The 15722-nt window shown below is 72.5% G+C and carries 8 protein-coding genes; 1 reads left to right on the top strand and 7 read right to left on the bottom strand.

Annotated features, from left to right (window positions below):
• Window positions 1–11 precede the first annotated feature (11 nt).
• Both RIN75_RS32670 and RIN75_RS32665 read right to left on the bottom strand, forming a co-directional pair.
• The gene (locus RIN75_RS32670) at window positions 12–3077 is read right to left on the bottom strand and encodes a S8 family serine peptidase (RefSeq protein WP_309115921.1); all 3066 of its coding nucleotides are present in this window, start codon (window positions 3075–3077) and stop codon (window positions 12–14) included.
• A gap of 439 nt (window positions 3078–3516) precedes the next feature.
• On the bottom strand, window positions 3517–3912 hold the full coding sequence (locus RIN75_RS32665) for an SDR family NAD(P)-dependent oxidoreductase (RefSeq protein WP_309115920.1): 396 nt from the start codon (window positions 3910–3912) through the stop codon (window positions 3517–3519).
• A 218-nt stretch (window positions 3913–4130) separates the two neighbouring features.
• On the opposite strand from RIN75_RS32665, the gene RIN75_RS32660 reads away from it, so the two are divergent.
• Window positions 4131–4901 (top strand): ABC transporter permease, encoded by a 771-nt coding sequence (locus RIN75_RS32660; protein ID WP_309115919.1) that lies wholly within the window; start codon window positions 4131–4133, stop codon window positions 4899–4901.
• On the opposite strand, the gene RIN75_RS32655 is transcribed toward RIN75_RS32660, so the two are convergent.
• Genes RIN75_RS32655 through RIN75_RS32635 form a run of 5 tightly spaced genes read right to left on the bottom strand, consistent with a single transcriptional unit; the run spans window position 4884 to window position 15722 of the window.
• Window positions 4884–6020 (bottom strand): nucleotide disphospho-sugar-binding domain-containing protein, encoded by a 1137-nt coding sequence (locus RIN75_RS32655; protein WP_309115918.1) that lies wholly within the window; start codon window positions 6018–6020, stop codon window positions 4884–4886. The genes RIN75_RS32660 and RIN75_RS32655 overlap by 18 nt on opposite strands.
• Window positions 6017–6820: an alpha/beta hydrolase gene (locus tag RIN75_RS32650; protein ID WP_309115917.1), complete on the bottom strand. Its 804-nt coding sequence runs from the start codon at window positions 6818–6820 to the stop codon at window positions 6017–6019. The genes RIN75_RS32655 and RIN75_RS32650 overlap by 4 nt, the downstream gene beginning before the upstream one ends.
• Window positions 6821–7096 (bottom strand): phosphopantetheine-binding protein, encoded by a 276-nt coding sequence (locus RIN75_RS32645; protein WP_309115916.1) that lies wholly within the window; start codon window positions 7094–7096, stop codon window positions 6821–6823.
• Window positions 7093–9378 (bottom strand): acyltransferase domain-containing protein, encoded by a 2286-nt coding sequence (locus RIN75_RS32640; protein WP_309115915.1) that lies wholly within the window; start codon window positions 9376–9378, stop codon window positions 7093–7095. The genes RIN75_RS32645 and RIN75_RS32640 overlap by 4 nt, the downstream gene beginning before the upstream one ends.
• Entirely contained in the window at window positions 9375–15722 is a 6348-nt protein-coding gene (locus tag RIN75_RS32635) for an SDR family oxidoreductase (protein ID WP_309115914.1), read from the bottom strand. The genes RIN75_RS32640 and RIN75_RS32635 overlap by 4 nt, the downstream gene beginning before the upstream one ends.

Here is a 15722-nt window from a genome sequence, read left to right as displayed (position 1 = left end):
CCGAGCCACCACTACTTCAGGCCGTAGGCGCGGATGACGGTTTGTTCGAAGGCGTTGCCCGCGTTGTCGTGCGACTTCGCCTTGAGGGACACGTACCGGGCGTCGGCCGGGTGGTTGACGAAGGCCAGCCAGCGCTTGCCGATCTTGGCCACGCGGGCGGGCTGCCAGGACTTGCCGTCGTCGTAGGAGACGTGGACCTCCGTGGTCTCCACGCCGTCGGTGGGTGCGCCGCCGTTGCGTTGGGCGTAGATCGGGATGGCGAACGGCGTGCCGGCCCGGGCCCGGTTCTGGTCGTCGAGGTGGGGGGCGAAGCGGACCACGTGGAGGGGTAGGGCGACCGGGTCGCCGGGGACGTGCTCGGAGATGAACGTCCACTTGGCGTTGATCTGCGTGGACAGGTCCGACACCCCGGACCGGGCCGTGTCGACGGTCAGCGTGTACGTCCCCTTGTCGGCGGGCACGCGGGCCAGGCCGGCGCCGTCGGTGTCGATGCCGCCGATGCGCACGCCGTCCTTGTACAGCTCCGTGCGGGCCTTGGTCACCTCGGAGTGGCCGTAGCGGGTGTCGCTCTGGTCGGTGTACATGGGGATGCCGAACGCCATCACGTCGGCCTGGCGACCGGCCCACGTGTCGGGGCGCTCGGTGGCGGGCAGGGCGGGCCCGAACACGGCCGCGTTCCAGCGCTCCGTCTTGGTCGTGCCGGCCGTGTACCGGCGGTTCCGGGTTTCGAGCAGGCTGGTCTCGCGGTAGCCCTCCTCCATGCGCATCTGCGAGAAGTGGTTGAACCACGGGACTTCCGGCGAGAAGTACTCGGCCACCCGCAGTGGCAGCGGTCCGCCGGCCAGGTACTCGCGGTAGCCCTTCTTGTCCGGGGCCTGGGCGGCGGACACGGTGTCCACGCGGGCCAGGTCGCGGTCGGCGAACGCGCGGTGCAGGTCCTCCGGCACGCGGCCGTCATGGGTCCAGAAGACGTTGTACTGGTACGGACTTCCCTCGAAGCCGCCCTTGCCGTCGGGCTGGGCTAGCGTCGCCGTGACCGCGTACCGCGCGGAGCCGGGCAGGGAAGTGCGTGAAGGTACCCACAGGTGGCGTTCGAAGTCCTGGCCGAAGTCACCGCTGTTGGTGTAGCCGTAGGAGGTCTTGATCTCCATCAGCATGTCGGTGCGGCCGGGGTGGGCGTTCGGGCGTTCCACGGTGATGGAGTTCTCGCGGCCCAGGGCCGCGTCCAGGTCCAGGTGGTGGTCCTTGTCGACGATCAGGGCCGGCTCGGCGAACCTCGTGCTCCACCAGACGCCGTCCAGGTTGGTGATGATCGAGGAGTCGAAGAAGTAGCGGCCCCGGGGCAGGCGCACGGCGGCCTCGTCCGCGTCGAAGTCGCTGAACCGGCGTGGCTGGTCCAGGTCGACGAAGCGGTGGTAGAAGTAGGGCGACGGCTGTCCACTGTGGTCGGTCGTGGTGAGCTTGACGGTGTAGCTCTCGACTTCCTTGACGAACGACAGCGCGGTGCGCAGCTCGACGCCGTCGCCGGTGGCCAGCACGATCCCGCTGTAACCGCCGTCCGGCGCGTTCAGGGACGTGGTGGCCGTGATGACGACGTCGCTCCGGCCGCCGGCCGGGATCGTGACCTCCGCCGGGGACGTGGTGACCAGGCCCGCCGGGGCGGGAGCGCCGTCCGGGCCGCCCACGTCGGCGGTGAAGCGCAGGGTCACCGGGGTGGCGCCGTCGTTGGCGTAGGTGACGGTCCGGGTGAGCGGCGCGTCGTCGTGGTGCGGCCACTGGGCGACACCGAAGTTGAGGTTCGCGGCGCTCACCGTGGTGGTCTGGCGGCTGGCGCGGGCCACGTCCAGCCGGCCGGTGCCCTGGTGGTGCGTGGCGACCGCCGGGTTGGGCGTGGCGGTCGCGGTCAGCGCGGCCTTGATCCGGTCGGCGGACCAGTCCGGGTGCTGCGCGGCCAGGATCGCCGCCGCGCCGGCCACGTGCGGCGCGGCCATCGAGGTGCCGGAGAGCGCGACGTGGTTCTCGCCGACCGGAGTGCCGATGTGGCCGTTGCGGGCCTTGGCCGCGACGATGTCGACGCCGGGCGCGGTGATGTCGGGCTTGATCGCGCTGTCGCCCACGCGCGGGCCTCGCGAGGAGAACTCGGCCAGCGCGTCGTCACGGTTCACCGCGCCGACGGTCAGCGCCGCGTCCGCCACCGCCGGCGTGCTGAGGGTCTGCTCCCCCGGACCGCTGTTGCCCGCCGACACGACGAACAGCGCGCCGCTCGCCGCGGTGAGCCGGTTGACCGCCTGGGACAACGGGTCCGTGCCGTCGCTCGCCTGCGACGACCCGAAGCTCATGTTGACCACGTCCGCGCCCGCCGCGACGGCCCACTCCATGCCCGCGATGGCGTCGGACGACTTGCCGCGGCCGTTGTCGTCGAGCACCTTGGCGTTGAGCAGCTTCGCGTCCGGCGCGACGCCCCGGTACGGGCCGGAACCGGTGATGGTGGCGGCGACGTGCGTGCCGTGACCCTTGCGGTCGTCGGTGCTGTCGCTGTCCGCGAAGACCGCGGCGTCCACGACCGCGTCCGCGAGGTCGGGGTGCGTGACGTCGATGCCGGTGTCCAGCACGGCGACCTTCGCCCCGGCCCCGGTGTGGCCGGCCTGCCACGCCTCCGGCGCGCCGACCTGCGGGACGCTGCGGTCGAGCGCGGCGTGGACGGGCACGTCCAGCCACACCTTGCCCACGCCGGCCGCCCGGTTGCCCCAGAACGGCACCTTCTTGTCCGCCTCGAACGCCACCCCGTCCACGCTGGCCAGCGCCTTGCCGCCGGCGATCCGGGCGGTGTCGGCGGAGGTCATGATCAGCGGTGTCTTGTCGGTCCGGGCGTCGTCGTAGCCGTACCGGATCAGCGCGGAGACGTTGAAGAGGCCGGCGTCGAGCCGGTCCGCGCCGATGTCGGCCACGACGTCGTTCGGCGTCACGTGCACACTGCCGTCGACATCGGTCCGCACCCCGAACCCGACCCCGGCCCGGCCGGGCCCCGGCACCACGGACACCCGCCCTTCCCGCAGGCTGACCCGATCACCGGTCACCAACGTGACCTCGCCATCCGGCCGCCCGGTTTTGTCGGTACCCCGTGAGAGAATGGAACCGGGGGCCGGAGGCCACACCCCAGGCGCCACCACCGCATCCGGCCCAGTCAACGCCCCTGGTTCAGCCCCCGCGCCCGGCCCAGCCAACCCACCCGGCGGAGCCGATCGCCCCGCCCCGGCCCACGCGCCCGGCCCAGCCCACATGCCCGCCGCAGCCAACGCGCCCGGCCCGGCCAACCCACCCGGCCCGGCCATCGCACCCGGCCCCGCCCACGCGCCCGGCGCGCCGGCCACCACTACGGCGCCGGCCGCCAGGACCGCCGCCCACCGCCTCGATCTGCGGTTCATGCACACTCCCCAGTAGCGTGGCGGCACCCAACCGGCCACCACCGATCGCCACTAGAAGCCCGCGCACCCCCGTTTTGTTGCTTTCCGCAGCTCAGAGCACCCGCCGAAGCACCCGCAACGGCGCATGCCGGATCACCGGAGCCAACACCCGCCACGGCCACCAGGGCACCAGCGCCCTCGGCACCTCCCGCTCGATCGCCCGCACCATCGCCCGCACCCCCACCACCGTGTCCACCATCAGCGGCGCACGCAGCTGCGCATTCATCTCGGTGCGGATGTAACCGGGCAAGATCACACTCACCCTGATCGGCGTCCCCACCGTGTCCGCCCGAATACCCTCCTCCAGCGCCGGCACCCCCGCCTTGGTCGCCGCATACGCCGTCGCCGACCGAGGCAACCCCGGCAGCGCACTCACCGACGACACCAACACCAGGTGCCCGTGCCCCTGCCGGTAGAAGATCTCCATCGCCGACTCAGCCTGCGCCAACGCCGCGACGAAGTTCGTCTCCGCCGTCCGCCGGTTGGCGGAGAACCCACCGGTCCCACCGGCCGCCCCTTGCCGACACCCGCGTTGACGACGGCTTTCTTGTGCACCCCGAACGAAAACCCTTCGCCAGATCGACAACAACAACGAAGAACCCACCGCCGTCCACTCAGTACAGTCGACGAATGGGCCGACACCGGTTGTGCCGGCGAGGGACCAGCGTGAGCACCCAGATCCGGGTGCTCACCGGCCGCGCCCTGCGCACCGCCTTCGCCGACCCGAAACTGGTGTTCTTCGGCCTCCTGCAACCCGTCGTCATGCTCCTGCTGTTCAGCCAGGTCTTCGACGCGGTAAGCACGCTGCCGGCCCTGCACCAATACAACGGATACATCAACTTCCTGCTCCCCGCGACCCTGGTGAACATCGCCCTCACCACCGCTGTGGGCACCGGAGTCGGCGCACTCGGCGAGATCTACTCAGGCTTCGCCGCACGCCTGCGCGCCCTGCCGGTACACCCGCTCTCACCCTTGGTCGCCCGCACGATCGCCGACGCCGCCCGCCTGACCACCCAACTACTGGTCGCAACGGCAGCAGCGGTGCCGTTGCTGGGTTTCCGCCCCATCGGCATGACCGGCCTGATAACAGCGCTCGCCGTCACGGTGGCACTGGGCTGGGCCGCATCCTGGCTGTTCCTGGCCCTCGCCACCTGGCAAGGCAAGCCGGAAACCATGCAAGCGGTGTCGTTCCTGGTGATGTTCCCGCTGATGTTCGGCTCCAGCGCATACCTGCCAGTCGAGGCGATGCCCACGTGGCTGCGCGTGTTCTCCTCGATCAACCCGGTCACCTACGCGGTCGACGCGGCCCGCGCCCTCGCGCTCGGCCAACCCGCCGCAGGACCCGTGGCCGCCGCACTCGGCGCCGCCGCCCTGATGGCCGCACTCGGCGGGTACGCGGCGGCGCGCAACGTCCGCAGGTCACGCGGACAGCAGTGACTCCAAGCGATCAGCGGCTTCCCGCGCCCCGCCCGCTCGCTGGAACGACTCCCGCACCCGCTCCGCACCGGCCCAGTAGGAAGGCTCCCGCAACACCGCGTCCACCGCATCCCCGATGTGCGCGGCGGTAGCCCTGTTGAACCGCAACCGAATCCCCGCACCGGCCGCCACCACCTGGTCCGCCACGATCGGCTGGTCGTCCCGGATCGGCGCGACCACAAGAGGAACGCCCTGCGCCAACGACTCGCACACCGTGTTGTGCCCGGCGTGGCACACCACCAGACTCGCCCGCTCCAGCAACGCCAATTGCGGAACGTCCTCGCGCACCAACACGTTCGCCGGCACGTCCCCGCGCAGCTCGCCACCCCGGTCCACCACGACCGCCTGCAACCACGGCCGCGACCGCATCGCCTCGACGCACCCGCGCAGGAACCGCGCGCCCGTGCTGACCGTGCCGAGACTGACGAACACCAACGGGCACAACGGGTCCAGCCAGTCCCACGGGAACGGCACCAGCCCCGACCGCGCGCCCGGCACCGGCCCCACCAGGTGCACCGGCTCCCCCACGTCCCCGGCGAGCAACCCGCTGGTGAACCCGATGACCAGGTGCGGCGAGAACCGCGGGTCGGTCACCCCGGGCACCCCGAGCGCGCCGCGCACCCGCGCCACCTGCTCGGCCAGCCACCCGCGCACCGCGGGCAACCCGGCCAACGGGTCGGTGAACTCCGCGGACGTGGTCGCCGCAGTCGCCCACGGCAACCCCTCCCGCTCGGCTACGAACGCCCCCGCGAACGCCTGCTGGTCCACCACCAGCACGTCCGGGTGCGCGCTGCGCACCGCCCGCGCCACCCCCGGCGCCATCGACACCGCCAGCGGCACCAGCACCTGCTCCCACAGGAACCGCATCGCCGCGAACCCGCGCAACGAGTCCGGCCGCGGCGGCAGCGGCGCGGGCTCGCACGGGTGGATCGCCGCGTCGGACGGCAGCAGCCGCGCCAGCAGCCCCTCGTCGCCGGTCCACGCCACCGGGTGACCGCGCCGGCGCAGTTCCTCCGCCACGCCGATCACCGGGTTCACGTGCCCGGCGAACGGCGGCACGACGAACAGGAACCCGCTCACGCCGCCCTGCGCTCCCCGTCGTGCTGGGCGACCCAGTCCAGCACCAGTTCCCGGACCGTGCGGTGCCGTTCCACCAGCACCGAGTGGTTCTGGCCCTCGATGACGACCGTCCGGCAGTTCGGCAGCGCGTCCTGCACCGCGGTCAGGTCGTCCTGCTGGAACCCCTCACTGCCCACAATGGACAGCACCGGACACCGGATCTCCATGAGTTCTTCGGGAGACAGCAACGGCCCGGTGGGCACTTCCTCCACGATGCTGGTGGACCGGATGATGCCGTGCGCGGCGCGGGCGAGCTTGGCGTGGTGGTTGCCGAAGGTTTCGGCCAGCCAGCGCAGGTTCTCCTCCTTGCCCATCTCGTCGACCACGTTGACCAGCGTGCGGCCCATCTTGTCCGCCCACGGCACGGTCGCTGGCTCCGCCTCGATGGACACGATGCTGCGCACCCGGTGCGGGTGGGCGGCGGCGAAGCTGAACGCGATCGTGCCGCCGAAGCTGTTGCCCACCAGGTGCACCGGCCGGTCCACGCCCAGGCCGTCGAGCAGCGCGCCCAGGTCGCCGACGAAGTCCTTGAGCGTGTAGCCCGTGGCGGGGCGCTCGGTGCGGCCGTGCGCGCGCAGGTCGTAGGTGAGCACGTCGATGCCCGCCTCGGACACCGGCGCGGCGAGCGTGAGGTAGAAGCTCGCCAGGCTGTCGTAACCCAGGCCGTGCACGAACACCGCGATCGGCGGCTCGCCGACCGGGTCCCTGGCGGCCATGCGCTGGTAGTGCGTGCGCAGCCCGTTGACGTCGAGGACGGCCACCTAGCCCACCCGCGCGATCACGAAGTCGGCCAGGTCGCCCACGGTCAGCGCGATCACGCTGTCGAGGTCGAGTTCGGCCAGGTAGGCGGCCAGGTTGACGTGCTCGCCGTAGTGCTCGACCAGCAGCGAGCCCAGCGTCACCAGGTCGATGCTCTCCAGACCGAGGTCGTCGTGGAAGCTGGTGCCGCGGGTGATCTCCAGGTCGTCGAGCCCGTACTGGTCGAGCACCCGGACCAGCATCGAACGCAGCTCGTCCAGGACGGTGGTCGTGGTCATGCGATGTCCTTCCCCTGCTGTTGAACGAGCTTCGCGCAGGCGCTCCACGCGACCGCGCCGGCGGCCGAGCGCAGGACGGTGACCTCCACGGGCGGCAGCACCAACCCGTGCAGGCCGTGCGCGGTGAACCGGTCGCCGTGCTGCCGGACCCGGATCTCGGCGGGGAACAGCGGCGGCGCGCCGTCCCGCCACAGCGCGCCGCGCACGGCGTCCTTCACCGCGATCCGGGCGGCCAGCCAGTCGCGGCGGTGGGTGGGCGGGCACTGCCCGTGCTCCGCGCGTTCCGCCGCGCCGCAGTACTTGTGCAGGTAGAACTCGCGGGAGGCCAGGCTCCACCGGTCCACCACCTGCCACCAGCCGTCGGCGGCGGGCCGGGACAGCGTGCTGGTCTCCGGGAACCGGTGCACCGCGCCGCCTTCCGCGCCGCCGTCGAACCGGTGGTCGGTCCAGCCGGTGACGGCGATGACGACTTCGCCGTCCCGGATCACCTGGGCGTCGGCGCGCACGGTGTCCTCGGTCAGCTCCGTGATCCGGATCGCGCAGTCCACAGTGGATCCGATGGGCGGTTCATCGGCGTACCATCGGATGTGGTCGATGCTCTTGGGGAACGCGATCCAGCGCGCCGGGTGGCGTTCGACCAGCCAGTGGCCGAGGAGCTGGCCGACGTTGTCCAGCAGCGCGCCCGGTGCGCCGGGTACGGTGATGCGGCCGCGGATGGAGCGTTCGCCGATGGCCACGGTGCGGGTCAGGCCGCGGTACCCGGGTCCGTGGAACAGCCAGCGCTCGTCGTAGAGGCGGTGCGCGGGCAGCACGGGTTCGTGCTCGTCGTGCGGGATGCCCCAGGGGCGTGGGGCGGGCTGGTGGCGCTGGGCTGTTGTGAATGCGGCGTCCGCGTAGTCGCCCAGTTTCGCTCTGCCATCCTTTGTGGACAGTGCTACTCGGTGGCCGGGTGCGGCGACCAGCCAGCGGTGGAAGCGGACGTCCCGCAGGTCGGTGACGACTCGGCCGTGCGCGGCGCGTCCGGCCGCGTCGACCAAGTGCGCGATCATGGTCGTCGCGGGCATGACGGGCCGCAGGTCAGACTCGTCCGGCCAGCCGGGGCGCTGGTGGGCGAAGCAGTGGTCGAGCAGGTGCGGCATGGCGGCGGTGGACACCTCGATCTTCTGCTGGGCGTCCAACACCGCCGCGACGGCCGCCTCCGCTTCCCGCAGCACGGCCTGGAACTCCGCCAGCGCGCCACGTGGTTCGGGGGCCGGGTCGAGGGCGCTGAAGTCCGGGTTGTGCCCCTCGACCCACAGGGCGGTGGCAACCCGGCGGAGTTGCTCGATCCCGGACCGGTGCGGGGAGTTCCCGGCGACGGCCAGATGGTCGCGGTCGCGCAGGGTGTCGGACACGAGCGAGGTCAGCGTGCCCGACCCGACCTGGACGAACGCGCGGAACCCGACGTCGTGCAGGGCGCGCAGCAGGGTGGCGAAGCGGACCGGTTCGAGCAGGTGGCGGCGGCACAGGTCGCGGATGGCGGGTTCGGTGGTGGGGAACGGGCTCGCGGTGGTGGCCGACCAGACCGGGGTGTGCGCCGGGTGCAGGGGGAGCTTGGGGATGTGGAACTGCTCCAGGTACGGCTCCAGCACCGGGGTGTGGAAGCCGGAGCGGAAGGGCAGGACCTGGCAGATGACGGCCTTGCGGCGGTAGTGCTCGGCGAGTTCGGCTATCTCGTCGGCGGGTCCGCAGACCACGGTCTGGTTGGCGGAGTTCTCGTGCGAGACGACGACGTTCGGCCAGTGCAGGTCGACCTCGTCCAGCGGGCACCCGAGGACGGCGAACTCGACGCCGGGCACGCGCAGCGCGTCGAGGTCGGTGCGCCAGAGGAGTTCTTGCAGCTCGGCGGTGTCGAACAGGCCGCCGGACACCATCGCGCTCCACTCGCCCACGCTGTGCCCGGCGACCGCGTCCGGCCGGATCCCGATGCGCCGCAACGCTTCGTCCACGATTCGGTTGGTAGCCAGCACCGCTGCCGCGTGCCGGCCGACGGTGTCCGTGCCGAGGTCCAGCGGGTGGTCGACGAGGTCCTCGACGCGCGGCTTGAACTCCGCCTCCAGACCGGGGAAGAGGAAGACGATCTTGCCGTGCAACGGTTCCGGGCTGAACCAGATGTCGTCACGGCCTCGCCAGGCCCGCCCCTTCCGGGCCACCTTCTCGGCGCGTTGGAGGCGTTCCGGGGTGGGGTTGACGACGCCGAGGCGCCCGGTGGCCCCGTACTCGCGCAGGACGACGCCGGTCATGACCACTCCGAGGCGGTGAGGACGACCGCACCGGTCGTGCCGTGGTCGAGTTCGGTGAGCAGTGCTCGGACGCCGGCGGCCGGGTCGATGACCGCGATGCCGCGTTCGGCGTAGTGCTGGGCGAGTTCTTCGGTGACCATGCCGGTTCCTGGCGCCCAGGGTCCCCAGTGGACAGTCAGGGCTTGGTCTTCGCTCAGGGCTTCGAGGGCGTCGTTGGCGGCGGCGTAGTCGGTCTGGCCCGGGTTGCCGGTTGCGGCGGAGATGCTGCCGAAGAGCACGGTGAAGCGGGGGCGGGTGGGGAGGTCGCGGAGTTCGTCGAGGAGTGCTTTCGCGCCTTCGACCTTGGTGGCGTGGACGCGGGCGAACGACTCAGGGTCCTTGTCGACGGCCAACCGGTCCTCGATCACACCGGCCGCGTAGACGACGCCGTCGAGGCGGCCGTGCTCGGCGTGGACCTCCTTGACGAGGCGGCGGAGGGCGGCGGTGTCGCGGACGTCCAGGCGGTGGTAGGTGGCGCGGTCGCCGAGTTGGGCGAGGGTGGTCGCGACTTCCCGGGCGGCGAGGACGCGGCGGGCTTCGCGGTCGATGTCCTGGGGTGGGCGGCCTTGGCGGGCGAAGTGGGTGCGGAGGGTGGGGAGGTCGCCTTCGGGTTCGGTGCCGGTTGCGGGTGCGGTGCGGCCCGCGAGCACGAGACGGCACTTGAACGCCTTGGCCACCTCCGCCGTGATGCCACGCGCTCCGCCGATCAGGAGGACCACGGAGTCGCGGTCGAGGGCGAGCGGGCCGGCGGTGGTGTGGCGGTCAAGGGCGTCCGGCCCATCGGTGGTGTCGTGGTCGCGTTGGGTCAGGCGGAGGGTGAACCTGCGGTTGTCGCCCGTGATGACGACTGGTTCGTCGCGCGGGGTGGCGGCTTCGTCGGCGGCGGTCCGGGCGATGATGTCGGGGTCGGCGGTCGGTGGGAGTTCGACCAGGCGGCAGGTGGTGTCCGGGTGTTCGCGGTGGAGGGAGCGGAAGAAGCCGCGCAGGCCGTCGTGGGACCGACCCGGGGTCAGGGCGAGGATCCGGCCGGCTCGGGGCAGGGCGGAGCGGAACAGGTCGAAGGTCGTGGGCAACACCGGCTCGTCCTCGAAGGCGTGCAGGGAGATGACCCCGTCCACCCGGTCGACGTCGTCGAGCCGCCGCCGACCGCTCACGACCACCGCCACCGCACCCCGCGCGGACAACTGCCCGGCGACCTCCTCCGCCAACTCCGCCGACCCGCCCGCGACCACGAAGTGCACCCCGACCAACGCCGTCATCACGACCGGCGGCGCCGGCAGCGACACCTCCTCGAACTCGTACCGCCGAGGTGCCGCCACCACCACCTCCGCCTTCGGCGCAGGTGGACGACCGGTCAACCTCCCATCGTCGCCCTCGGCCCCGTGAAGTAGATGACCGGTCAACTCGAGGTCCGCGGGTGGTTGACCGGTCGGCTGGGGGGACAGGGCCTCGGCCATCGCGGCGGCCGTGCGGGACTTCACCACGGCGGTGAGGCGGTCGCGGGCGTCGAGGTGGCCGGTCAGTTCGGTCGCGATCTCGGTGCGCTTGATGGAGTCGATGCTCAGGTCGGCTTCGAGGTCCAGGCCGGGGTCGATGAGGTCGGTCGGGTAGCCGGTGCGTCGCGCGATCACCTCGACGACCGTGGTCAGGAGGTTGGTCGGGGCGGGGGCAAACGATTGCGGTTCGGGTTCGGCCGCGACCGGCACATCCGCCGGCACAGGAGCAGCGGTGCTGACGGATGCGGCAGCGGGGGAGCCGAGGTAAGAGAGCATGACGTCCCGTTGCACGGCCACGAACTCGCGGCTGGTGCGGAGGAAGTCCTCGACCAGGGCCTCGCGGTCGGGTACCTGCGGCGTCGTCGTCAGGGGTACCCGGCGGGCCGGGGACAGGCCACCGGGCACCACCGCGCCGGCCGCCGTTCGCACGGTCTGGCCGTCGACCAGCCAGCCGGGCGTCCGGGGCACGGGCAGCGCCGACACGTCCCGCGCACCCCGGCCCACGAACAGCCACTCCGGCCGCACCGGCACCCCGGCCACCGCCAACCGCGCCACCGCGTGCAGCAACCCCACCAACCCCGGTCGCTCCTCCACCGCCACCACCGTGCACGGCCGGTCGCCCAGGATCTCCCGGACGAGACCGCTCAACACCGTCCCCGGGCCGGCCTCCAGGAACACCCGCGCGCCGGCCTCGTACATCGCCAGCACCTGCTCCACGAACCGCACCGGCGCACCGATCTGAGCCGCCAGCTCTCCCCGCACGTCCGACCCATAAGGCACTGCCCCCCGGTTCGTCCACACTGGACGGTCGGGCACACCGATTCGGTGTTCGGAGAGGGCAGAGGCGAAGGTCGAAGCGGCCGAAGCAACGACCGGGCTGTGGAAGGCACACGCCACCGGGATGCGCTTTGCCGCAATCCCCACCGCCCGCAGAGCCGCCAAGGCACCGTCGATGTCCCGCCCGGAGATGACCACCTGCCGGGGCGCGTTGTGGTTGGCCACCACGACGTCCAGCCCGGCGACCGCCTCCGCCACCGCCTCCGCCGACCAGGTCACCGCCGCCATCCCACCGGGATCCGACCCCGCCGCCGCCACCACGGCCGCCGCCCGCGCCTCGCTCAACGACAGCAACGCGGCCGCGTCAAGAGCACCCGCCGCCGCCAGCGCGACCAGCTCGCCGTAGCTGTGCCCGCCGAACATGTCGGCCTCGACCCCGAGCCGCCGCAACAGCTCGTGCACCGCCAACCCCACGGCACCCAACGCGGGCTGCGCGACCCGCGTGTCCCGCACCCGCGCCGCCGCCTCCCGCACCTCGCTGGGCGTGAACAAGGCCGGCGGGAACACGCACGCCGGCGACATGCGCGCGAAGCGTTGCAGTTCGGGGAAAGCGCAGAACAGCTCCGACAGCATCCCCGGCCGCTGACTCCCCTGCCCTGGGAACAGCACCGCCAGCTTGCCGCCGACCCCGCCCCGGTACACGCCGTCCGCCGCACCGCCGTCCAGCGCCGTCCGCAACAAGCCGATCAACTCCGGCACCGAAGCCGCCACCACGGCAACCGCAACCGGCCCCGACGACAGGGCGCTGCGGGCCAAGTCCCGCAACGACCAAGCCCCGGTCTCCGCCAACGCCAGTACCCGCGCCACCTCACGCTCCGACGCGAACAAGAACAACTCCGCCGGCCACCGCGACAGCCCGTGCCGGATAGCCGCCGACGACGGATGACCACCCAGCACCACGTGGAAGTTCGTCCCCCCGAACCCGAACGCGCTCACCCCCGCCACCCGCTCCCCCGCCCGCGTCAGCCACGGCGTCGCCGCCCGGTGGAACACGAACGGCGAGCGGTCCGGTAGCCAGGCCGCGTTCGGGGACTCCACGAACAACGTCGGCGGCCGGACCCCGGCCCACACCGACAGCGCGGACTTGATCAACCCCGCCAGCCCGGCCGCGCACTTGGTGTGCCCGATCTGCGACTTCACCGACCCCAGAGCGCACGACCCCGGCGCCGCGCCCGCCTCCGTGAACACCTCGGTCAACGTCGCCAGCTCGGTCCGGTCCCCCACCACGGTGCCGGTCCCGTGCGCCTCCACCAAGCCCACGGAAGCAGGCGAGATCCCGGCGGCCGCGTAAGCCCGCTCCAACGCACGCCGCTGCCCGTCCGCACGCGGCGCGGTCAACCCCAGAGCACGGCCGTCGGACGCACTGCCCACGCCCCGGATCACCGCGTACACCCGGTCGCCGTCCCGCTCGGCGTCGGCAAGCCGCTTCAAAACCACGCAGGCAACGCCCTCACCCAATGCGATTCCGTCCGCCGACGAATCGAACGTCCGACACCGCCCGGTCGGGGACAACGCACCGACCGACGCGAACAGCAGGTAGTCGTCGATCGCGTTGTGCAGGTCCGCGCCGCCGGCCAGGACCAGGTCGCTCGACCCGCTGACCAGCTCCTTGCACGCCACGTCCACCGCCGCCAGCGACGACGCGCACGCCGCGTCCACGGTGAAGTTCGCACCGCCCAGGTCGAGCCGGTTGGCGATCCGCCCGGCGATCACGTTCGCCAGCCGCCCCGGGAAGGAATCCTCGGTCAACTCGGGCAGTTGAGACGCCAACCCGTCCGGCAGCGAGTCCATATAGGACGGCAGTACCATCCGCAACGTCGTCGCGTTGGACAGGTCGCTGCCCGCCTCCGCCCCGAACACCACGCTCGCCCGCGACCGGTCGAACCCGCCGCTGCCGTACCCCGCGTCGGTCAACGCCCGCTGCGCGATCTCCAGCGCCAGCAGCTGCACCGGCTCGATCGCCGCCAGCGACGCCGGCGGGATCCCGTACTTCAGCGGGTCGAACGGCACCTCGGGCAGGAACCCGCCCCACTTCGACGGCGTCCGGTCCGCGCCCTCGCCGAAGTACGTCGCGGGGTCCCAGCGCCGCTCCGGCACCTCGCCGACCGAGTCGACGCCGCCGACCACGTTGGCCCAGAACGTCTCCAGGTCCGGCGCGCCGGGGAACACGCACGCCATGCCCACGATCGCCACGTCGACCGGCTCACTCCGCCGCTGCGGGCGGTCGGCCAGCCCCAGCTCGTGCCGCAGCCGCCCGGCCCGTGCGGACCGGAACTCCTCCGCCTCCTCGGTCACCGAAGCGTGCAACGCGGCCACCGTGGTCACCGAGGACCGCAGCACCGCGACCTGCCCCGCCATGAACAACCCGGACGCCACCTGCTCCTCGGCCGACACCGCCGAAAGCACAGAACCGTTGCGCCGCAACCCCTTGCTCGCCACTCGCAACCGCCCGGCGTTCAGCCGCTCCAGCTCCGCCCAAGACTCGCGGTCCCCGGACAGACTGGCCGCCACCGCCCGGAACTCCGCCGTGTACGGGCTTGGCACGCACCGCGTGACGTGACCGGGCGCGGTCTCCAGCAACTCGGTCGTCGACGCCTCCACCACCTGCCGCTGGAACCCGGGCAGCACCGCGCCGCACGACACCGCCTCGGCCGTGAACAGGTAGGACGTGCCCATCAGCACGCCGACGCCGACCCCGCGTCGCGCCAGCGGCTCGGCCAGCGCAGCCACCATCGCCGCCGACCGGGCGTCGTGCACCCCGCCCGCGAACAGCACCTGCACGCCGTCCGACCCGGAGTCCAGGAACTCCTCCAGCACGCCGACCTGCGCCTCCCACAACGGGAAACTGCCGTGCGGCCCCACGTGCCCGCCGCACTCCGCGCCCTCGAACACGAACCGCCGCGCCCCCGCCGCCAGGAACCCGCTCAGCAAATCCGGCGAAGGCACGTGCAGGAACGCCGCAACGCCCAACGCCTCCAAAGCCGCCGCCTGATCCGGCAACCCACCGGAGATGATCGCGGCGGGCGGGCGCAACTCCCGGATCACGGCCAACTGGGCGGCCCGCACGTCCTCGTCCGCGAACCCGAGCACCCCGACCCCCCACGGCCGGTCGCCCAACACCTCGCGGGTCCGGGTCATCATCTCCCGGGTCGTCTCGCCGGACGCCAACGCCAGCGCCAGGAACGGCAGACCGCCCTCGCGCGCCACCGCGTCCGCGAACGCCGGCTGGTCGCTGACCCGCGTCATCGGCCCCTGCGCGACTGGCAGGTCGACCCCCAACGCCGTCGCCAGCAGCGAACCACGCCCCAGCACCGGCCGCAGGTCGGTCCGCACCGCCTCCTCCACCGCCGACCGCACCGCCCTGATCAACCGCCGCACACTCCCGTACCGGGCGGCCAACCGGGGTCCGAGGAACCCCGACACCGGAGCCGAGCACTCGGGCAGCCCGGTCAACTCCGCGTCCAGCACGACCCCGGCCGCGCCACCCACGACCGACGCGGCGGCGGTGCGCGGCCCGATCCCACCCCGCGCCCACACCGGCACAGCCAGGTCCGGCGCGCCGAGCAACTGCTGGAGCAGCACGAACGTGCTCAACGACCCGTCGCACGCCACCACCCCGTCGGCGCAGGTCTCCAGCGCCTGGGCCAGGGAGGTCACCTCGGCGAGGACGAAGTGGCGGTTGGGGATGTCGGCGACCTGCCACGGCGTGCCCGGCCCCAACAGCACGACGTCCAGCCGCGCGGCGCGCTCGCCGAGCAGGTCCAGCACCTCGTCCACGGTCAGCGCGCAGCCCGCAGGCACCCGCACGCCGAACGAGACCCCGGTCGGGAGTTGGGCGAGGGCGTCACGCGTGCGGTGGTCCCCCGGCCCGAGGTCGAGCACACCAAGCCCGCCCGCACCGCTGACAGCCGCGCACAACCCGGCGTCCGGCCCGGTGGTGACGCCGATGACCAGTTCATCCCGCGTGCCCAT

This window comes from Saccharothrix sp. (genome assembly GCF_031180885.1).
Classification (GTDB): Bacteria; Actinomycetota; Actinomycetes; order Mycobacteriales; family Pseudonocardiaceae; genus Actinosynnema.
This window is presented reverse-complemented; position numbering and strand designations above follow the sequence as displayed.